This is a genomic window from Methanobrevibacter sp., assembly GCF_017539065.1.
GTDB lineage: Archaea > Methanobacteriota > Methanobacteria > Methanobacteriales > Methanobacteriaceae > Methanocatella.
Genome location: NZ_JAFYHP010000012.1, coordinates 101,926 through 118,071 on the forward strand (window position 1 = coordinate 101,926; position 16,146 = coordinate 118,071).

General features: G+C 32.6%; 14 protein-coding genes, 1 tRNA gene and 1 other RNA gene. 14 read left to right on the plus strand and 2 right to left on the minus strand.

Annotated features, from left to right (window positions below; genetic code table 11):
* The first annotated feature begins 5 nt into the window (after nt 1-5).
* The 4 genes from frhD to IKS50_RS02580 all read left to right on the plus strand — a co-directional run bounded on the left by frhD (nt 6) and on the right by IKS50_RS02580 (nt 3,363).
* Nucleotides 6-575: a coenzyme F420-reducing hydrogenase, FrhD protein gene (gene frhD / locus IKS50_RS02565; protein WP_292844885.1), complete on the plus strand. Its 570-nt coding sequence runs from the start codon at nt 6-8 to the stop codon at nt 573-575.
* Nucleotides 575-1,402 (plus strand): coenzyme F420 hydrogenase subunit gamma, encoded by an 828-nt coding sequence (gene frhG, locus IKS50_RS02570; protein ID WP_292844888.1) that lies wholly within the window; start codon nt 575-577, stop codon nt 1,400-1,402. Before frhD ends, frhG begins: the two co-directional genes overlap by 1 nt.
* Nucleotides 1,403-1,413: 11 nt before the next feature.
* The gene (frhB, locus tag IKS50_RS02575) at nt 1,414-2,265 is read left to right on the plus strand and encodes a coenzyme F420 hydrogenase subunit beta (protein ID WP_292844891.1); all 852 of its coding nucleotides are present in this window, start codon (nt 1,414-1,416) and stop codon (nt 2,263-2,265) included.
* Nucleotides 2,266-2,421: 156 nt separating this feature from the next.
* On the plus strand, nt 2,422-3,363 hold the full coding sequence (locus IKS50_RS02580) for an Ig-like domain-containing protein (protein WP_292844894.1): 942 nt from the start codon (nt 2,422-2,424) through the stop codon (nt 3,361-3,363).
* Nucleotides 3,364-3,395: 32 nt separating this feature from the next.
* On the opposite strand, the gene map is transcribed toward IKS50_RS02580, so the two are convergent.
* Nucleotides 3,396-4,313, minus strand: a complete 918-nt coding sequence (gene map / locus IKS50_RS02585) for a type II methionyl aminopeptidase (protein WP_292844897.1) — start codon at nt 4,311-4,313, stop codon at nt 3,396-3,398.
* Between the two features lie 96 nt (nt 4,314-4,409).
* On the opposite strand from map, the gene IKS50_RS02590 reads away from it, so the two are divergent.
* The 9 genes from IKS50_RS02590 (at nt 4,410) to IKS50_RS02630 (ending at nt 10,052) form a co-directional block, all read left to right on the plus strand.
* Nucleotides 4,410-4,817 carry a hypothetical protein gene (locus IKS50_RS02590; RefSeq protein ID WP_292844900.1) on the plus strand — a complete coding sequence of 136 codons (408 nt, stop codon included), beginning with the start codon at nt 4,410-4,412 and terminating at the stop codon, nt 4,815-4,817.
* An 8-nt stretch (nt 4,818-4,825) separates the two neighbouring features.
* Nucleotides 4,826-5,341 (plus strand): hypothetical protein, encoded by a 516-nt coding sequence (locus tag IKS50_RS02595; RefSeq protein WP_292844903.1) that lies wholly within the window; start codon nt 4,826-4,828, stop codon nt 5,339-5,341.
* An 87-nt stretch (nt 5,342-5,428) separates the two neighbouring features.
* Nucleotides 5,429-5,503 (plus strand) — tRNA-Met (locus tag IKS50_RS02600).
* A 20-nt stretch (nt 5,504-5,523) separates the two neighbouring features.
* Nucleotides 5,524-5,805, plus strand: an RNA gene (gene rnpB, locus IKS50_RS02605) — RNase P RNA component.
* Between the two features lie 141 nt (nt 5,806-5,946).
* Nucleotides 5,947-6,288 carry a DUF2085 domain-containing protein gene (locus tag IKS50_RS02610; RefSeq protein WP_292844907.1) on the plus strand — a complete coding sequence of 114 codons (342 nt, stop codon included), beginning with the start codon at nt 5,947-5,949 and terminating at the stop codon, nt 6,286-6,288.
* Entirely contained in the window at nt 6,289-6,894 is a 606-nt protein-coding gene (locus tag IKS50_RS02615; protein ID WP_292844910.1) for a hypothetical protein, read from the plus strand.
* A gap of 434 nt (nt 6,895-7,328) precedes the next feature.
* On the plus strand, nt 7,329-7,880 hold the full coding sequence (locus IKS50_RS02620; RefSeq protein WP_292844913.1) for a DUF2115 family protein: 552 nt from the start codon (nt 7,329-7,331) through the stop codon (nt 7,878-7,880).
* A gap of 96 nt (nt 7,881-7,976) precedes the next feature.
* Complete coding sequence (locus IKS50_RS02625) at nt 7,977-8,291, plus strand: TfoX/Sxy family protein (RefSeq protein WP_292844915.1); 315 nt, start codon at nt 7,977-7,979, stop codon at nt 8,289-8,291.
* A 192-nt stretch (nt 8,292-8,483) separates the two neighbouring features.
* A complete protein-coding gene (locus IKS50_RS02630; protein WP_292844918.1) occupies nt 8,484-10,052 on the plus strand; it encodes an Ig-like domain repeat protein in 1,569 nt (522 codons plus the stop codon).
* 110 nt (nt 10,053-10,162) lie between these two features.
* Here IKS50_RS02630 and IKS50_RS02635 read toward each other — a convergent pair whose 3' ends face one another.
* On the minus strand, nt 10,163-11,011 hold the full coding sequence (locus IKS50_RS02635) for a DUF1002 domain-containing protein (protein WP_292844921.1): 849 nt from the start codon (nt 11,009-11,011) through the stop codon (nt 10,163-10,165).
* A gap of 152 nt (nt 11,012-11,163) precedes the next feature.
* Between IKS50_RS02635 and IKS50_RS02640 the strand changes: the two genes are divergently transcribed.
* Nucleotides 11,164-16,059: a cobaltochelatase subunit CobN gene (locus IKS50_RS02640; RefSeq protein WP_292844924.1), complete on the plus strand. Its 4,896-nt coding sequence runs from the start codon at nt 11,164-11,166 to the stop codon at nt 16,057-16,059.
* Nucleotides 16,060-16,146 lie beyond the last annotated feature (87 nt).

The window sequence follows — 16,146 nt, forward strand, 5'->3', positions numbered from 1 at the left end:
AATTAATGCCTTACGATTCAGACATCATTGTTGTTGGATGCGGAAATATACTATTTAAAGATGATGGTTATGGTCCGGTAGTCATTAATGTTTTACAAAAATATCTTAATGACACAAATGACTATTATGACCCTGCAGTCACTTCATATGTTGATGATGAGTTTGATAAACAAATTTTAAACGAAATCGAAGAGAAATTTGAAGGTATAACTTTACCTGATAGTGTTCAATTCATTGATGGTGGAACAGCAGCACCAACTAATTTCTTCCCATTATATACTGAATATGATTGGAAGAAACTTATTGTAGTCGATGTTGTCGAATTCAATGCTGAACCGGGTACTGTGGAAATTTTTGACCCAGAAGTTATGCAAAAAGGGAAATATGATAATCCTCATGGTATGACAGTTGAGGATCCTCTTCGTGAAATCGCTCAGAAATGTGAAGTCGTTATTGTAGGATGCAAACCTGCATCAATTCCAACACCGGATGTTGATATGGGTTTAACAGAACCCGTAGAAAAGGCAGTTCCTAAAGCTATAGATATTATTTTAAAAGAAATCGGGGTAAAATAATGTTTGATAAATTGAAAAAAGCTTTTGGCGGTTCTAAAGAAGAAGTCGCACCAAAAGTAGAAGAAAAAGTTGAAGCTGCACCTGCACCAGAAGCAGCTCCTGCAGCATCCGCAAAACCACGTATTGGTTACATTCACTTAAGTGGTTGTACTGGAGATGCAATGTCTTTAACTGAAAACTATGACATTTTATCTACTGTATTAACTGATTTAGTTGACATCGTATACGGACAAACTTTAGTTGACAAATGGGTTCACGGTACTTACGCTGAAGAAATGCCTGAAATGGACTTATGTTTAATTGAAGGATCCGTATGTTTACAAGATGAACACAGTGTTCAAGAATTATTAATGGCAAGAGAAAAATCCGGATTAATTTGTGCATTCGGTTCCTGTGCTATGACTGGTTGTTTCACAACCTTCGCACGTGGAGGCCAACAAGCACAACCTAAACATGAATCTTTTGCACCAATTAGTTCATTAGTAAAAGTAGATTTAGCACTTCCAGGTTGTCCTGTAGCTCCTGAAATGATTGCAAATGCTGTAGTTGCATTATGTAACGGTGACTTAGAATACTTACAACCTGCAATGGACATTGCTGCTTGCAACGCTGGATGTGGCTGTGATGTAATGACAAACATTATCCGTAACGGATTATGTACTGGATGTGGAACTTGTGCTCTCGCTTGTCCAACAAGAGCTATGGGCTTTACTGAAGGTAGACCTAGCTGTGATAGGGACAGATGTATTAAATGTGGATCTTGTTATGCAATGTGTCCAAGAGCATGGTTACCTATAAAAAGAATTAAAGAGGAAACTGGATTATAGGAGGAATGAACATGCCATTAGGAACTTATAAAGAAGCATTATCTGCAAGGGCTACTGATAGCAAAATTACTGACGTATCACAAGACGGAGGTATTGTTTCAGCATTACTCTGTTACGCACTTGATGAAGGAATCATTGAAGGTGCTGTTGTAGCTGGAACTCCTGACGAAGATTGGAGACCAATTCCTACTGTAGTAACTTCCTCCGACGAAGTTATTGCAGCTGCTGGTACTAAATATTCAATGTCCCCAACTTTATCCGCTTTAAAAGAAGCTACCCGTCAATACGGATTAGAAAAAGTTGGTGTTGTAGCAACTCCATGTCAAATTCAAGGTTTAAGAAAAGCAAACGCTTATCCATTAACAAGATTTGTTACTGGAAAAATTAGTTTAATCATCGGTATCTACTGTATGGAAAATTTCCCTATGGCTTCTCTTGATACCTTTGCAACCGCAAAATTAGGATTTGACTCATTACAAGATGCTAGTAAAATGGACATCGGTAAAGGTAAATTCTGGTTAACCAAAGATGGTGAAGACAGCGGTTTAGCTATCAAAGAAACTCACGGATACGAACAAGCTGGATGTAACATCTGTATGGATTACGTTGCTGAATGGGCTGACGTATCAACCGGTTCTGTAGGATCTCCTGACGGTTGGTCCACTGTTTTAACCAGAACCGATGCTGGTGAAACTGTATTTAAAGCTGCTGTTGATGCTGGTTTAATCGAAACCAAACCAATGGACGAAGTAAAACCAGGTCTTGGATTACTTGAAAAATTAGCTGCAGGTAAAAAAGACAAAAACGGCAAAGAACGCGAAAGAAGAGCAAAAATGGGATTACCACTTCCTGTGGAATACTAATTCCACTTCTTTCTTTTTTTCTTTTTTTTAAACCTCTGCTTCTGAATCTTTTTTTATAAAACTTAAATATCATTTAAGCCAATATATTAAATTAGTGGAGGCGATAATATTAAGCAAAATAGATTATTTCTTTTAGTTGTTGCAATTGCATTTTTATTGGCATTAAATTTCGCATTTGCAGTTGATGAAAATACAACCCAATCATTGTCCGACGTTGATGACAATGTAATAGAACTTGAAAATGATCAGCAAGATACTTTAAATAACGCTCCCGATGATGTAATGGCTGCCGAAACAGGCAATGCAAATACTCAAAATGATATTAAAACTATTAAGATGGGGAAAGTTACCAAACGTTATAATGGATATATCCAGTATCAGGCCACTTTTTTAGATGCAAACGGCACTCCATTGAAAAATACTAAGGTACTGTTTGAAGTGGATGATTATAATGATTATGCACCAGTTACTGATTCAAATGGGGTTGCATTATTGACCATTCCTATAAAAAACGGTAATCATAAAATTGCAGCATTAAATCCTGAAACAATGGCTATTGATTCTGCAATCATCAAAGTATTTGATGTTATCACTGGTTCAAAAAACATTAAAATGTATTATGATGGCGGAAACACCTATAAGGTTCGTGTTTTCGGAGATGATGGCAAACATGTAAAAGCTGGCCAAAAAGTCACTTTTGCAGTAGGTAAAAAAACATTCACTAAGAAAACCGATAAAAACGGTTATGCAAAACTGAAATTAACTTTTAAACCGGGTTCGTATGAGATGGGTGTAAAATATAAGGATTATCTTGTTACTTCCATTCTTCAGGTAAAGCAAGTTCTAAAACCATTGACTTCATTTAAAAACAAGAAAATCAAATCTACAATAAAATTTAAAGTTAAGTTTTTAGGCAAAAATAAGAAGAACAAGAAGATAAAAGTTAAGTTTAACAAAAAATCATATAAATCCAAAACCAATAAAAAAGGAATAGCAACATTTAATCTTAAGACTCCTAAAAAGCTAGGAACCTACAAGGTTGTTTCTTCTTATAAAAAAGCAAAAATAACATTAGTCTATTCCCAATATTATGCATGATGAAGAGAGTTCTCTCTTCATTTAAATTTTTTTTAGATAGTTGTGACTGTACATCCTTCTTTTTCCACAATGACAGTATGCTCTTTTTGACTTACAAAACAGTCCTGCTTTTCACGTAATGGAGCATATGGATAAATTGCCATCGCATCTGATAATTGTTTTAATGCAATATTTCCTTTTCTCTCACCAAATTCATTTGTAATCCATCTGCCTGAAAACGGGACGAATCTATGATTATTTTGTATGTATTTTAAAACTCTTTGAGTATTTTTCATTCTAAATGGTTTATTGGCCAAATATGAGAAAATATAATGTCCTGGAGAATCGTTAACAATTCCCTCACCATTTGTTGCGAATGGTTCAATGGCTATTGCCTGCCCTTCATCTAAAACATAGTTATCATGATTATCATAATTTGGTATTGAAATTCCCGCATGTAAATTGTTTTGTTCTAAACTGTGTCCTGTTAAATTAAAAATCGGATTTAATTTATATTCTGATATTGCTTCGTGAACAGCCGCTCCAATTTTTGAAACTTCAATTCCTGCTCTAACAGTTGCAATTGCCGCTTCAAGGCCTGCGGCTGAGGCTTCTACAATTTCTTCATGCAAATTTATTTCATCTTGAGTGTAATTTTCATCAATATTTCCGGCCGCTATAATTGTAACTGCGGTATCTGCGATATATCCATCAACCATTGCACCTAAATCCAATTTAACCATATCTCCAGCATGAATTACGGTTTCATCTCCTAGTGGAGAGGTATAATGGGCGGCTACTTCATTTAATGATACATTGCATGGGAATGCAATCTGCGCTCCGGATTTTAAAATTTCATTTTCCACATATTCAACTAAATCAATGACTAAAGTTCCATCTTTAATCATTTTTGAAGCTTCATCACGAATTTTTGAAGTAAGTTTTCCAGATTTAATATAAGATTCAATCATAAATTTTTACCTTCCTTTAAATCAATTAAATATTTAATTGATAAAGTTTATATAATATTTTGTATTACAATTTATATATAAATTGGAGGTTGAAAAATGGACGTTCCTATAATACCTGACCAAATATTTTTATTAATTGTTTTAGTTATTGTTGCTATTGTATTAATAATAATTGTTGCACAATGGAAAAGTGTTGCAAACTCTAAAAATTCAATTTTAATGCTTGAAAAAGAAATTGAACTTAAAAAAATGTCAATGGTAGAAAAAGACATAGAATCTAAAAGATTAATGGATAATCCAATTCCATTACCACAAGAGCAACAAGATAGTCTTTCAGCAATTAGGCAATCCACTACTGAAGCTAGAAGCCGTGTAGGTTATCTTCATTCCGAAATCAATGAAAGATTAGCTAGACTTGAAGCTGAAACTGAACAAAGAAAATTAGAAAAAATGCTCAAAGAAATCGAGAAAAAAGAAGCTAAACTTCAAAAAATGAATAAATAGGTGGAAAAATGGATGCTACAGAAGCAATTGCCGTAATTATTTTAATTATTGCAATCGTAGTTTTAGTTTATTATTATTTATTAAATAGTCCGTCTACATTGGATAAAATACGCAATTATGTTCCAACTAGTGCTGACGCACATATGGATGAGGTTTTAGGCGGAAATCCTTCAGATTTAGTTAATAATGAAGTCGCTGCTGAAGAAGGATCTGGGTCAATGACTAAAAGAATCAAAGTCAAATTAAGTGATATTGACATGTCTGGAATAAACACTGATGCATTTTCTAATAAAATTGATGCATTTTTAGATGCTAAAAGTGATGAATTAATCAAAGACTGGTCTTTGGCAACTACTGATGACTTAGAAGATCTTCAAACTAAATTCAGTGAAACTACTAACAATGTAGATGAATTAGAAAAAGATTATAAAGAATTCAAAAAATCTTCTGAAGAGTTCCAAAAAGTTACTCAGGAAAAATTAGATGATTTGGATAAGAGAATTGAATCATTAGAGAATAATTAATTTTATTTTCTTTGATTTTTTTCACTTTTACGAAAACTTTATATAATATTCCTTGCATATAAATAATAGTATTACTAATTTTGTTATAGCAGGGTGGGGTAGTCTGGTGAACCCGCGGGGCTCATAACCCCGAGATCCCTAGTTCAAATCTAGGCCCTGCTACTTTTAATTAATATTTTTTGGCAAGTTAAAGACAGCTACTGGTTATTTTAACTAAGGAAACTCCGCACATCAAACAAAACTATGGCGTTGAAAAACGTATACTGAGAAGTATGACTCTGGAGCAGAAACGAAACGACTTTTAATGGTAGACGATGACAGTTAATTGAGGACATTAAAAGAAACGGTGAAACGGCCATTCCATAGGATGCAAGAGCAAAGCTGCCGATAATCATTTGTTGTAGGCAAGGTAGTTCGCTAAGATGAATGCTGTATAAACAGAATGTGGGTTACTCTTAACATGCCAAAATATTAATTATTCTTTTTTTTGAAATGATAAATGAAATTTAGGAGATATTAATTTTCATAGTCACAATTATTTCATAATATATATATGTTATTTTGATATAATTAATATTGAAGTAATAAAACGTGTTTAAGATAATATGAATATAACTAACTTAATTTGCCACAGAAAACCTGAAAGGAGTTTCCATATTAATGGATATCAATTTCCAGTATGTGCTAGATGCACTGGTTTCTATATTGGTATGTTTTTGTATTTTATATATGTATACTTCTTTTTTGTTGATTATGATTTTGAATTACTTTTATTTTCTTTTTTTTTGTTAATACCATCTGCAATCGATGGTTTAACTCAATTTAGAGGAAATCGTGAAAGCAATAATGTTCTAAGGTTAATAACTGGTTTAATGGGTGGTTTAGGTTTAGGGATTATTATCAAAGCTTTAAAATACTTCATTTATTTACAGTTAGGTGGTTTTTAAATGAGTTTTTTAGATGACTGGAAAGAATGGAGCACAACAAAAAAAGCAATATCAGTAGTTTGTGCTTGTTGTATTGGAATTATTATTATAGGTATGATAGGTGGAGCAATATCTCCAGATAAAAATACCAATAATAAAACTGATAACAATAAAACTGATGATGTTGAATATTCTCATGGCGGAGGATTATTATTTAATAGAATTGAATGTGGTGAGTTTTCAGTTCTTCTTCCAGAAGGATTTGAAAAGGGAGAAGCATCTGCAGTAGACCCCGAACATGAAGTTTGTTTACATACGGGTTTAGTTGAGGTTGGTGAGCTCTATAGGAATATGGATGTTTCAACAGTTCCTTATGATGGTTTTCCTGATAAACTGGTTGTGGTTGATGAGTATACTGAAGGTGATTTAAAAGTTATGAAAGGCGAATTATTTTATGATGATGATTATGGGTCTTCAGCTAATTATACTTATGCAGAATTTGAAAAGGACGGAAAACATTTTTATGTAACAATTGATGTATCATACAGTGACTCTTTAGATGATGTAAATTTAACTCATGATGTACAATTGATTAAAGGGCTAAAACAATCACTTGAGTTTAAATAAGGTATTTTATAATGTCAGTGGGTATAATATTTAAAGTATATAGATAATTATTCAGATTAATTATCTTTCATTTTCTTTTTTTAGTTGAGCCTAATAGAAAATTCTTATAAACTTTTTATTTCCAATAAATGAAATCATATAATTGATTCTCTTTTTTAGGGTATTCATCAAAAAAAATTAGGTAACCATCATTTGAATGGGTATTTATTAACTATAACTGCTATTTTTCCATAAAACAAAATGTCAGAAAATTTGGTAGTTTTGGATTATTTTTGATAGGTAACCCACACGATTTTAAGTGGCCTTCTCTTAACATGCCAGGAATATTAATTATTTTCTTATTTTGCTAATTTTCACATTAATTAAGACTACTTTCCATGAAAAAATGTTCAAACAAAAAGTATTTTTTATTAATAAAAATAATATATTATACTATGGAATCTGAAGATATTCTGATAGAATTAAAGGAACTGTCCTCACAGGATTCTATTAAAAAAAGCGAATTGATGAGAATACTTAAAAAATACGCACATACAATTAGTGTATATGACTTAATGAGTCTTTCAGAACGCATGAGAAAAGAAGGCGAATATCTCGATGAAGAGTATCGCGAACACTTCCTGGAAATTTATATTAAAAATTTCATATTGCGCATAACTGAACTCATCGCTTTAAAAGATTATGATGACTCAGATATCGATAAGGATTCCTTTGATGAAACATTCCCTATTCTTGAGAGAATGTTTGAAAAAGAGGCGGTGCCCGGTTTTGAAGGAGATAAATTCCCATTAGTTTATGCTCTCATTTCATTATATGTAACATATATCACCGAAGAGCCCATACACCATGTTGGAAGCGAATTTCCCGGAAACCTTAAAGTTGAGGAAATAAATGGAGAATATTTCTGTCCGGTTAAAGAAAAGCATATGGACAATGTCAATGCAACTTGCCACTATTGCATTGCTAAACAGAACCCGAACGTTTAATAGTTAGCTAATTTAAATTATCATGTTAATAGCTCCTCATTAATTAATTAAAAAGTGAAATATTACAAATTATAAATTAACTTACAGGTGATTAATATGGCATCAAGTAAAGACTACTTGGAATATATTTTGGAACAGTTATCAGATTTGGATGATATAACCCATAGGGCGATGATGGGAGAATATATCATCTACTATCGCGGCAAAATTATAGGAGGCATTTATGATAACCGTTTTCTCATCAAGCCTGTTAAAACAGCCATAGCAATGATACCTAATGCAAATATGGAACGGCCATATGAGGGTGCAAAGGAAATGGTGCTTGTTGAGGATGTGGAAAATAGGGCATTTCTTAAAGAACTGGTGGAAGCGATGTATGAAGAACTTCCGGCCGCGAAAAAACGTAAATAACTTCTATTTTTATTTTGTATTGAAAAATATTCAGATTTTTCTTTTAAGTTAATAAAATATATAATATAATCTAAAAACATTAATTAATTCGGGTCTATGATTAGAATTATATATAATTTTATATACTTTTAAAAAAAGATTATTTAATATAAGGATTGATTTCTTATAATCAAATTAACTTAAGGGGAGAATATGTTTAATAAAAAATATATCATTATACTATTATTATTGATAGTAAGTGTTTGCACGTTGTCTGCAGTTTGTGCAACAGATGATGTTTCAGATGCGGTGGAAGCTATTGAAGATAGTGATGCTGTAATGATTGATGAAGCAAGTGCAGATGATGTGGCAACGAATTCTGAACAGGATTTAGAAAAGGCAGTAGATGAAAATGACGCTGAGGATGAAAAATTATCTGCTAGTGAAGAGGATGCCAAATTAACAGTTGATGAATCTGACGAAGCATTGTCAATGATTTTTGCTAGTTGGTATGATATTGACCTATATGATACTACAATCAGCTCTGATAAAAAAGAAAAATTTATGTGTTATATTGATCCTTGTTCTATATCAAGCTATGCGGGATATGACTTTAATTTTATTATTTATGATAAAAATGCTAAGGCAGTTTATACGCATCATTATGCAAAAACAACTACAGAGGCAAGAGAATATTCAATAACTATTGAAAAAAATACTTTAACTCCGGGAGAGTATGTCATGGTGGCAGAAAATACATATGATGGAATTATTATGGATAGTGCAAAGTTATCTGTTAAAGGAGCTGCAGTTATAACTGCCAGCAATTATAATGCAGCGTATATGTCCGGTGCTAAAATGACTGCTACCCTAACTGATATGGTAACTCAAAAACCACTGACCTCATTAAGCGTTAAAGTTGTATTTACTAAAGGAAAAACTAGTATAACAAAATATTACACACCTAATTCTAATGGCCAAATTTCTTTTGTACCTCCATTGGGAGCAGGAACATGGACAGTTACAATAACACCGGGTCCATCCTATATTTCCGGATCTGCTGTCAAAACAATTACTGTCAAAAAGGTAGGTGTATCCATCAAAGCTAAAAAAGCAAGTGAATATAAAGGATATAAAGTTAAACTTAAAGCTACTGTAAAATCAAATGGCAAAAACGTCAACGAAGGCAAAGTCAAATTTAAAATTAATGGTAAAAAATACACTGTCAATGTTAAAAATGGAGTTGCCACTAAAAAGGTCAAATTGAAAAAAGTTAAAAAATATAAATACACTGCTAAATATTTGGGAACTGCAAACTTATATAAAACTAAAAAAGTTTCTTCAAAAGCTACATTGAAAAAGAGGTATGCTACAAAAATTTATACCAAAGATATTACATTGAAAGTGGGTAAACACAAATATTTAACTTTCAAAGTAAAAACTACAAACGGCAAAAAAGTTAAAAACGGTAAGCTTAGAATTAAAGAAAGAGATGGATACTATTGGGTAAAAGTTAAAAATGGAAAAGCAAAAGTAAAAGCACATGCTGAGTTATCCGATGTCTATATGGGAGGTAGAGGAGACGACGCCTACTATAAAAAATCCGTCAAAGTGAAACTTAAGGTCAAATATGTTCCAGGAACCCATAAATACATATCTAGTAAATCAAAATATAAAGTCACTTCTAAGTTCGAATGTCACTGTGGTAAAACATATACTCACAAACATGCTTATAATGTATATGCTTATGATCCAGTGTATTATACCATTCATGTAGTTTAGTGATGACATATTAAGGGATTAATTTCCCTTATTCTTATTTTTTTAATCAATAATTTCAATTGATTCGCTTTTTAAATATTTAATCTAAAAAAAAGAAAAAGTAGGATTATTTAATTAAATAATCCGTTTAATAATCCTTCTACGCCATTTACGGTTGAATCAACATCAGTGCTGTTTAAAACATCTGACACTTCAGTTTGATAATTGTTTACTTCAGCTTGAACATTTTGTGTTTGTTCAATACTGTCCGCAAGGTTTTCAATATCAACATCGGTAATGTTAATGTTATTAATGATAGTGTAGTTATTGATAATGTTCACGATGGTTTGGTGATCGGTTACATTATTTACTTGCACTTCTTCTTTTACATCATCAACCAATTGTGATAGCTCGTCAGCATCAACATCTGAGTTTTTAACAATTTCGGCTTGAGTGTAAATTTCATTGTTTGCCGCTTCTTTTACAGGTTCTGGAATTTCGACATCAGTAACTACTTCATATGAATTCATGATGCCTGCAAGTGCAGATTCCCCAGTAGCAGTCACTGGACTTGTTACATAAACGTGTCCTGATGTAATTCCTGCTGATTTTAGAGCGGACATGTACATGTCTCCTGTGATTGTTGTAATTTTGGATTTATCAACACTTACCGCCAGTTGGTCATTATCATTCAAATCAACAAGTGCTGATGAAAAGATTTGATTTGATGAGTAAGTTTTACCGGTTATAGAGCTTGAAATCTTATTTACATCACTTGCAGTGATTATTTTTGAATCAACATTTTTTAAGTCGATGCCAGCATTATTTACAAAGAAACTGTCTACAGTGTTCTTGTAATCTGCATTGTTGTGAGTGGTCTCACCGTAGGTTATAACAACTTGTGTATCACTTGTAGCAAATCCTATTGGAATTAGCATTCCTATGAGGATTAGCGCTAATATAACTATAGTTTTACGCATATTATCACCTCTTTATAATAGCACACTTTATTTATTCATTTAAGTATTTAAAGGTATCTCTTTTATTTAGGTTAAAGTTTAGTTATAACTAATTTTAATGAAGTTTAGTTAATTTTATATATTTTCAAATCAAATTTAAACGTATAGTAAATATGATTTTGCTATGTTTCGAAATTGGGCATAAAGGAGGTGAAAATACGAAAAGATTAGACAGAAAAATAGTATTCGCATTAATTCTTTCAATATTGCTTCTATTTTCTGTAACGAGTGTTTTTGCAGGAGATAATGAAACAATATCTGATGTGGTGAGTGCTCAAAATGAGTTAGAAGAGGTAACACAAATCCAGGAGGTTCCAAATGTTCAGTCTTCTCAATCAGATGGGGGTATGCTTGAAGCAGGCAATAATGTAATTAATGTTCATGTTTACGATTCGTTTAATGAAACAAGCAAAACATGGAGCGAAGATGGAATTAAGCTATCCGGAGCGACAGTTAAATTATATAACTCTTCAAATAGTTTAATTGCTATTCAATCTACTAACTCGAATGGTATTGCAACATTTACCGGTGTTGGTTCTTCAAAATATAATTTGGAATTAACATATTCAACATATAATCCTATAAAGCTGAATATTGATTTGACAAATAAAAATGGAGGAACTTTTGAAATTAAGGATGTAATGTTTGCACCAGATATACTTTTATTAGTGGATTATAATTCTCACAATGAGAAAGTGGATCTGTTAATGAACATGTCAAGAAGAGTTGCATATATCAGTACCACTGATTATGATAAGTCTAGGGAGTGGCTATGCAAATATGCAAACTTCATTCATGTCGACATGTTTGCAGAAGGGAGCAATAAATTCACTGCAGAAGTATTAAATAGAATATTGAGCAACTCTCCTGCTAACACTAATTATAATGTAGCGTATACGTTTGGTGTTTATGACCCCAGAATATTAAATGGTACAAATATCCATATTGTGGGGGCAAGTGCTGAGAATAATACATTTAATACAATCGAAAATACTTATATTGGTTCATATTTCCAAGCAAAAGACATAAATGAATCCGATATTTTGCGAAGCAATATGGAGAATTACTTGAAATATGTTTATTATTTAGTTAATCCTACTGAATATCTGAATCCTACGCTTGATGTAGCTAATGCTCCATTGATGAGTCCCGAATGTGGTTTCTATCATCCTGATTTAGGTATTTATTCTGTAACTCCAGATGGTGCTTTAATAAATAGCTGGATTGCTTCTAATCCCGGTTATAATCATGATGGCGAAGGAAGTTTGAACTGGATGACTGATAATTATAATCAATGGGTTGAAGAAGTTTTAGATCCATCAGAATTATTCAAACAATTTGAAAGTAGTTATATTTCTAAGTTTAATCCAGATACTAAATTCATGGCTATTGCTACCTATTATTATGGTGGAAATGTTGTAGATTCTTTAATTAGAGAATATGAGGCCAATGGAAGGCCTGCATTTAATATATTTAAGTTTTCCACACAACCTTCAATGTCTTCTCTATTAAATAAAGTTAATCAAATTTCAAATGTTGGAATTTCAGCAATTATCTCATTATATAGTTGGTCTTTAAGTTATGCTAATGGTTCTGCAGAATCTGACTTATCTGAAATAGATTTAGAAGTCCTAAAAGGTGTTAACGAAATTTCTGAATACAGTTTCAATAGTGAATTGGGCCCTCAAGTCGAATGGACTTACGCTGTTACTTATCCTAGTTTTGAAGGAGTATACGGTCCTGTGATTTTATCTTATATAGATGGTGCTGGAGCAGTCCATGTAATTCCATCAGGTATTGAAAAAATGGTAAAATTAAGCTGTGGTTGGGCCGATTTAAGAGATATGAATAATTCTGATAAAAAGATAGCTATCGTACTTTACAATTATCCGCCTGGTAAAGCCGAAATTGGTGCATCTTATTTAGATGTATTTTTAAGTACTTATGAATTAATTATCCAATTAGGCCAACAAGGTTATGATATCGGGTGTGACGTGAATGATATAATGAGTTTAGATAATTTCACAGATTTTGTATTTAAGATGGGTAATAAGGGATCTTGGGCTTCAGGATTACTTGAACAGTATGTTGAAACAAATTGGGATAGTTTAGTGACCCATAATCAGTTAATTTCAATTAAAGATTTCTTTAAACTAACTTCTGATATAAAACCGGAATTGTATGATGAAATGATGGCCCGCTGGGGACAAAGCGGAACTCTTGGAGAAATAATGGTTTATAAAAACCAATATATTGTTATTCCAGGATTATGGTTCGGCAATATTTTAGTTACTTTCCAACCAAGTAGGGGATGGGAGGAAGTGGAAAATTACCACGATTTAAAATTGCCTCCTCATCAACAGTATGTGACATTTTATGAATGGTTAGATAAGACATTTGAAGCAAATGCTATTATTAACATGGGGACTCACGGAACTCTCGAATGGTTGCCTGGCACAAACCTTGGTTCTTTAGATGGGGATTGGACTTTTGAGTTAACATTAACTCCAACAATATATCCATATATCGTTTCTAACCCTGGTGAAGCAATGGTTGCTCGTGATAGGATTTCCTCATTAATGATTACTCATATGACTCCTGCCATGGTTTCAACTGACTTATATGGTAATTATTCAGTTTTAAATGAGTATATTAATCGTTATAAAGAACAAATTTCTCTTAATGTCACATCTAATGCAGAATATTATGCTGGTGAAATATTGAAATTGGCTCCGAGTTTAGGTTTTAGAAATCTGACTGAGGGTGAAAATTTCACTACTTGGGTTAATGAGTTGCACGTTTATTTGGAAGAAATCAGCGATGATTTCAACACTTATGGATTGCATAATATTGGTAAAATATTAACAGGTTATGAACTTATACAGGAAGTTGCAACAATTGTTGCTTCACAAACTAAAGTTTATAATCAAATATTGCATCATTTGTATCCAAATTTATCTAATAAAGACTATTTCAATGATATTAGTGGAAATGTGAATTATCTAAATGAAGCACATGCCGTTAAAGAATTTTTGCTCTTATATGTAGAACATCTCGTTAATGGCAGTTCAGTTGAAGAGTTAAATTCACAATTTGGCATTTCTCCAAATAGTAGTTTATATGCATCAACCGAGTTTTGTGCAAAAGTAATTGTCAATATCCAAAATAACAATGAATGGAATGCAATATTTTCAGCCTTAGACGGAAGATATGTTGCACCGGGCTTATTTGCTGATCCGGCATATAGTGATTCCATTCCAACCGGATATGATGGATATTCATCCGATCCGACAAGAATGCCTTCACATGCAGCTTATGATTCTGCAGTTAATATTGTAGATTTATTATTGGCTAATTACTATGAACAACATGGAAAATGGCCTGAATTAACTTCATTGATTTTATGGGGTACTGAAATATCAAGAACTGAAGGAATTGGTGTTGCTGAATTTTTATACTTCTTAGGTTGCAAACCAGTTTGGGTATCAGATTCCAATGATAAAGTGAAAGGCGTTGAAATGATGCCATTAGAAAATTTAACTGTTAAGTTAAGTAATGGCACTATCGTAAATAGGCCTAGAATTGATGTATTCGCAAGTATTGTTACAAGTAATAAAGATTGGATTAACTGGATGCTAACAGCAGTTAATATGGCTGCTTCTGCTGAAGGTGAAGATTCAACTAATAATTATGTAATAAAACATTATGCTGAAAATCCATCTTTGGATAGGCTATTCGGATTGCCTGGAAATATATTGGAGGGAACTGGTATGAGCAATCTTATTCCAAGTACTTCCGATTGGAATATATCAACTGTTAACGAATATGCTGCTGATGTTTATTTAAATAAAGTATCTTATTCCTGGACTATTGACGAAAACGGTAATATTGTCATCAATAAAGAAAGAAAAAATTATGAATATCTTTTGGATAATGTTGACTTAATTACTCAAAACTTCGATAGTACATGGAGGTTGTTTGATTCTGATGATTATTATGATTGGTTTGGCGGTTTATTAAATTCTGCTAAAGTTTTAAAGAATCAATCAGGAAAAGCAGACCCAGATACTGCATTTGTAGATATTAGGAATAAAAATAATTATATTTCAAGGACATATCAAGAAGAATTAGAATTTGAAATTAGGAGTATGATTGTAAATCCTCAATATTTCCAATCTTTAATCAGCACTCCTGCTGGAATGAATGCATGGGCTGCAAGAATGCAAAATATGTATGCGTCTACAGTATTAGGTGGCGAAGGCTTAAGTACAGCTTTGGGTAATCAAATGGCGGATACTGCATTATATATAAATCAAGGTGTTGATAAATCTACTTTGGCTCCGGGTATTCAATCTTCAATGGCATGGTTAATCTATATGAATAATCAGGGACTTTGGAAAGGAGATGCAAGTAAAGTTCAGCAACTTGTTGATAATTACATGCAAAGTGTCATCGATTATGGTGTTGCATGTTGTCACCACACATGTAAGAATCTGGCATTTAACATGGAACTTATCCAAATGAGCTCTTTGACTCCAGCTCAAAAACAAAAATTTGCAGAAATCTTAGCTCAAGCAACTAACACAGATCCGTTATATCAAATGGAACAAGATGCGAATAATAATGTGAACCAAGGTGATTCAGATGGCAAATCCTCTGGAGATGGGGACGGTAACCAAAATGCAAACACTTTGGCTAATGGAACCTCCAAAAAACAAGAGTCCGATAGTTCAAATGATGGAGGACACACTTCTGCAGGAGAGGATGCTTCTCAAGCTGGAAATGCAAAATCTGTTTCAGATGCGTCAAGTTCTCAAGCACCGTCATCTAGTGGAGGAAGTGATTCCGGTGCTAAAGCATATGAACTTTCTGATAAATCAGCATCTAAAGCTGTTAGTTCAACCGAATCCAGCATGCCAATCTTTGTTATTATAGCAGTAATTGCTTTAATTGCAATATTTTTAGTTGGTTATGTTAGAGATAATGATGACGATTTTGATGATTATTAACTTAATCATCATTGTTTTTTCTTTTTTTAGTAATTTTTAAATATACTTTATTTTCATAAGTATTAATATATTAGATAATTATTAAGG

Coding starts and splice junctions, on each gene's coding strand:
- frhD (WP_292844885.1), top strand. CDS start 6: ATGCCTTACGATTCAGACATCATTGTTGTTGGATGCGGAAATATACTA.
- frhG (WP_292844888.1), top strand. CDS start 575: ATGTTTGATAAATTGAAAAAAGCTTTTGGCGGTTCTAAAGAAGAAGTC.
- frhB (WP_292844891.1), top strand. CDS start 1,414: ATGCCATTAGGAACTTATAAAGAAGCATTATCTGCAAGGGCTACTGAT.
- map (WP_292844897.1), bottom strand. CDS start 4,313: ATGATTGAATCTTATATTAAATCTGGAAAACTTACTTCAAAAATTCGT.
- IKS50_RS02590 (WP_292844900.1), top strand. CDS start 4,410: ATGGACGTTCCTATAATACCTGACCAAATATTTTTATTAATTGTTTTA.
- IKS50_RS02595 (WP_292844903.1), top strand. CDS start 4,826: ATGGATGCTACAGAAGCAATTGCCGTAATTATTTTAATTATTGCAATC.
- IKS50_RS02610 (WP_292844907.1), top strand. CDS start 5,947: ATGAATATAACTAACTTAATTTGCCACAGAAAACCTGAAAGGAGTTTC.
- IKS50_RS02615 (WP_292844910.1), top strand. CDS start 6,289: ATGAGTTTTTTAGATGACTGGAAAGAATGGAGCACAACAAAAAAAGCA.
- IKS50_RS02620 (WP_292844913.1), top strand. CDS start 7,329: ATGGAATCTGAAGATATTCTGATAGAATTAAAGGAACTGTCCTCACAG.
- IKS50_RS02625 (WP_292844915.1), top strand. CDS start 7,977: ATGGCATCAAGTAAAGACTACTTGGAATATATTTTGGAACAGTTATCA.
- IKS50_RS02630 (WP_292844918.1), top strand. CDS start 8,484: ATGTTTAATAAAAAATATATCATTATACTATTATTATTGATAGTAAGT.
- IKS50_RS02635 (WP_292844921.1), bottom strand. CDS start 11,011: ATGCGTAAAACTATAGTTATATTAGCGCTAATCCTCATAGGAATGCTA.
- IKS50_RS02640 (WP_292844924.1), top strand. CDS start 11,164: ATGATTTTGCTATGTTTCGAAATTGGGCATAAAGGAGGTGAAAATACG.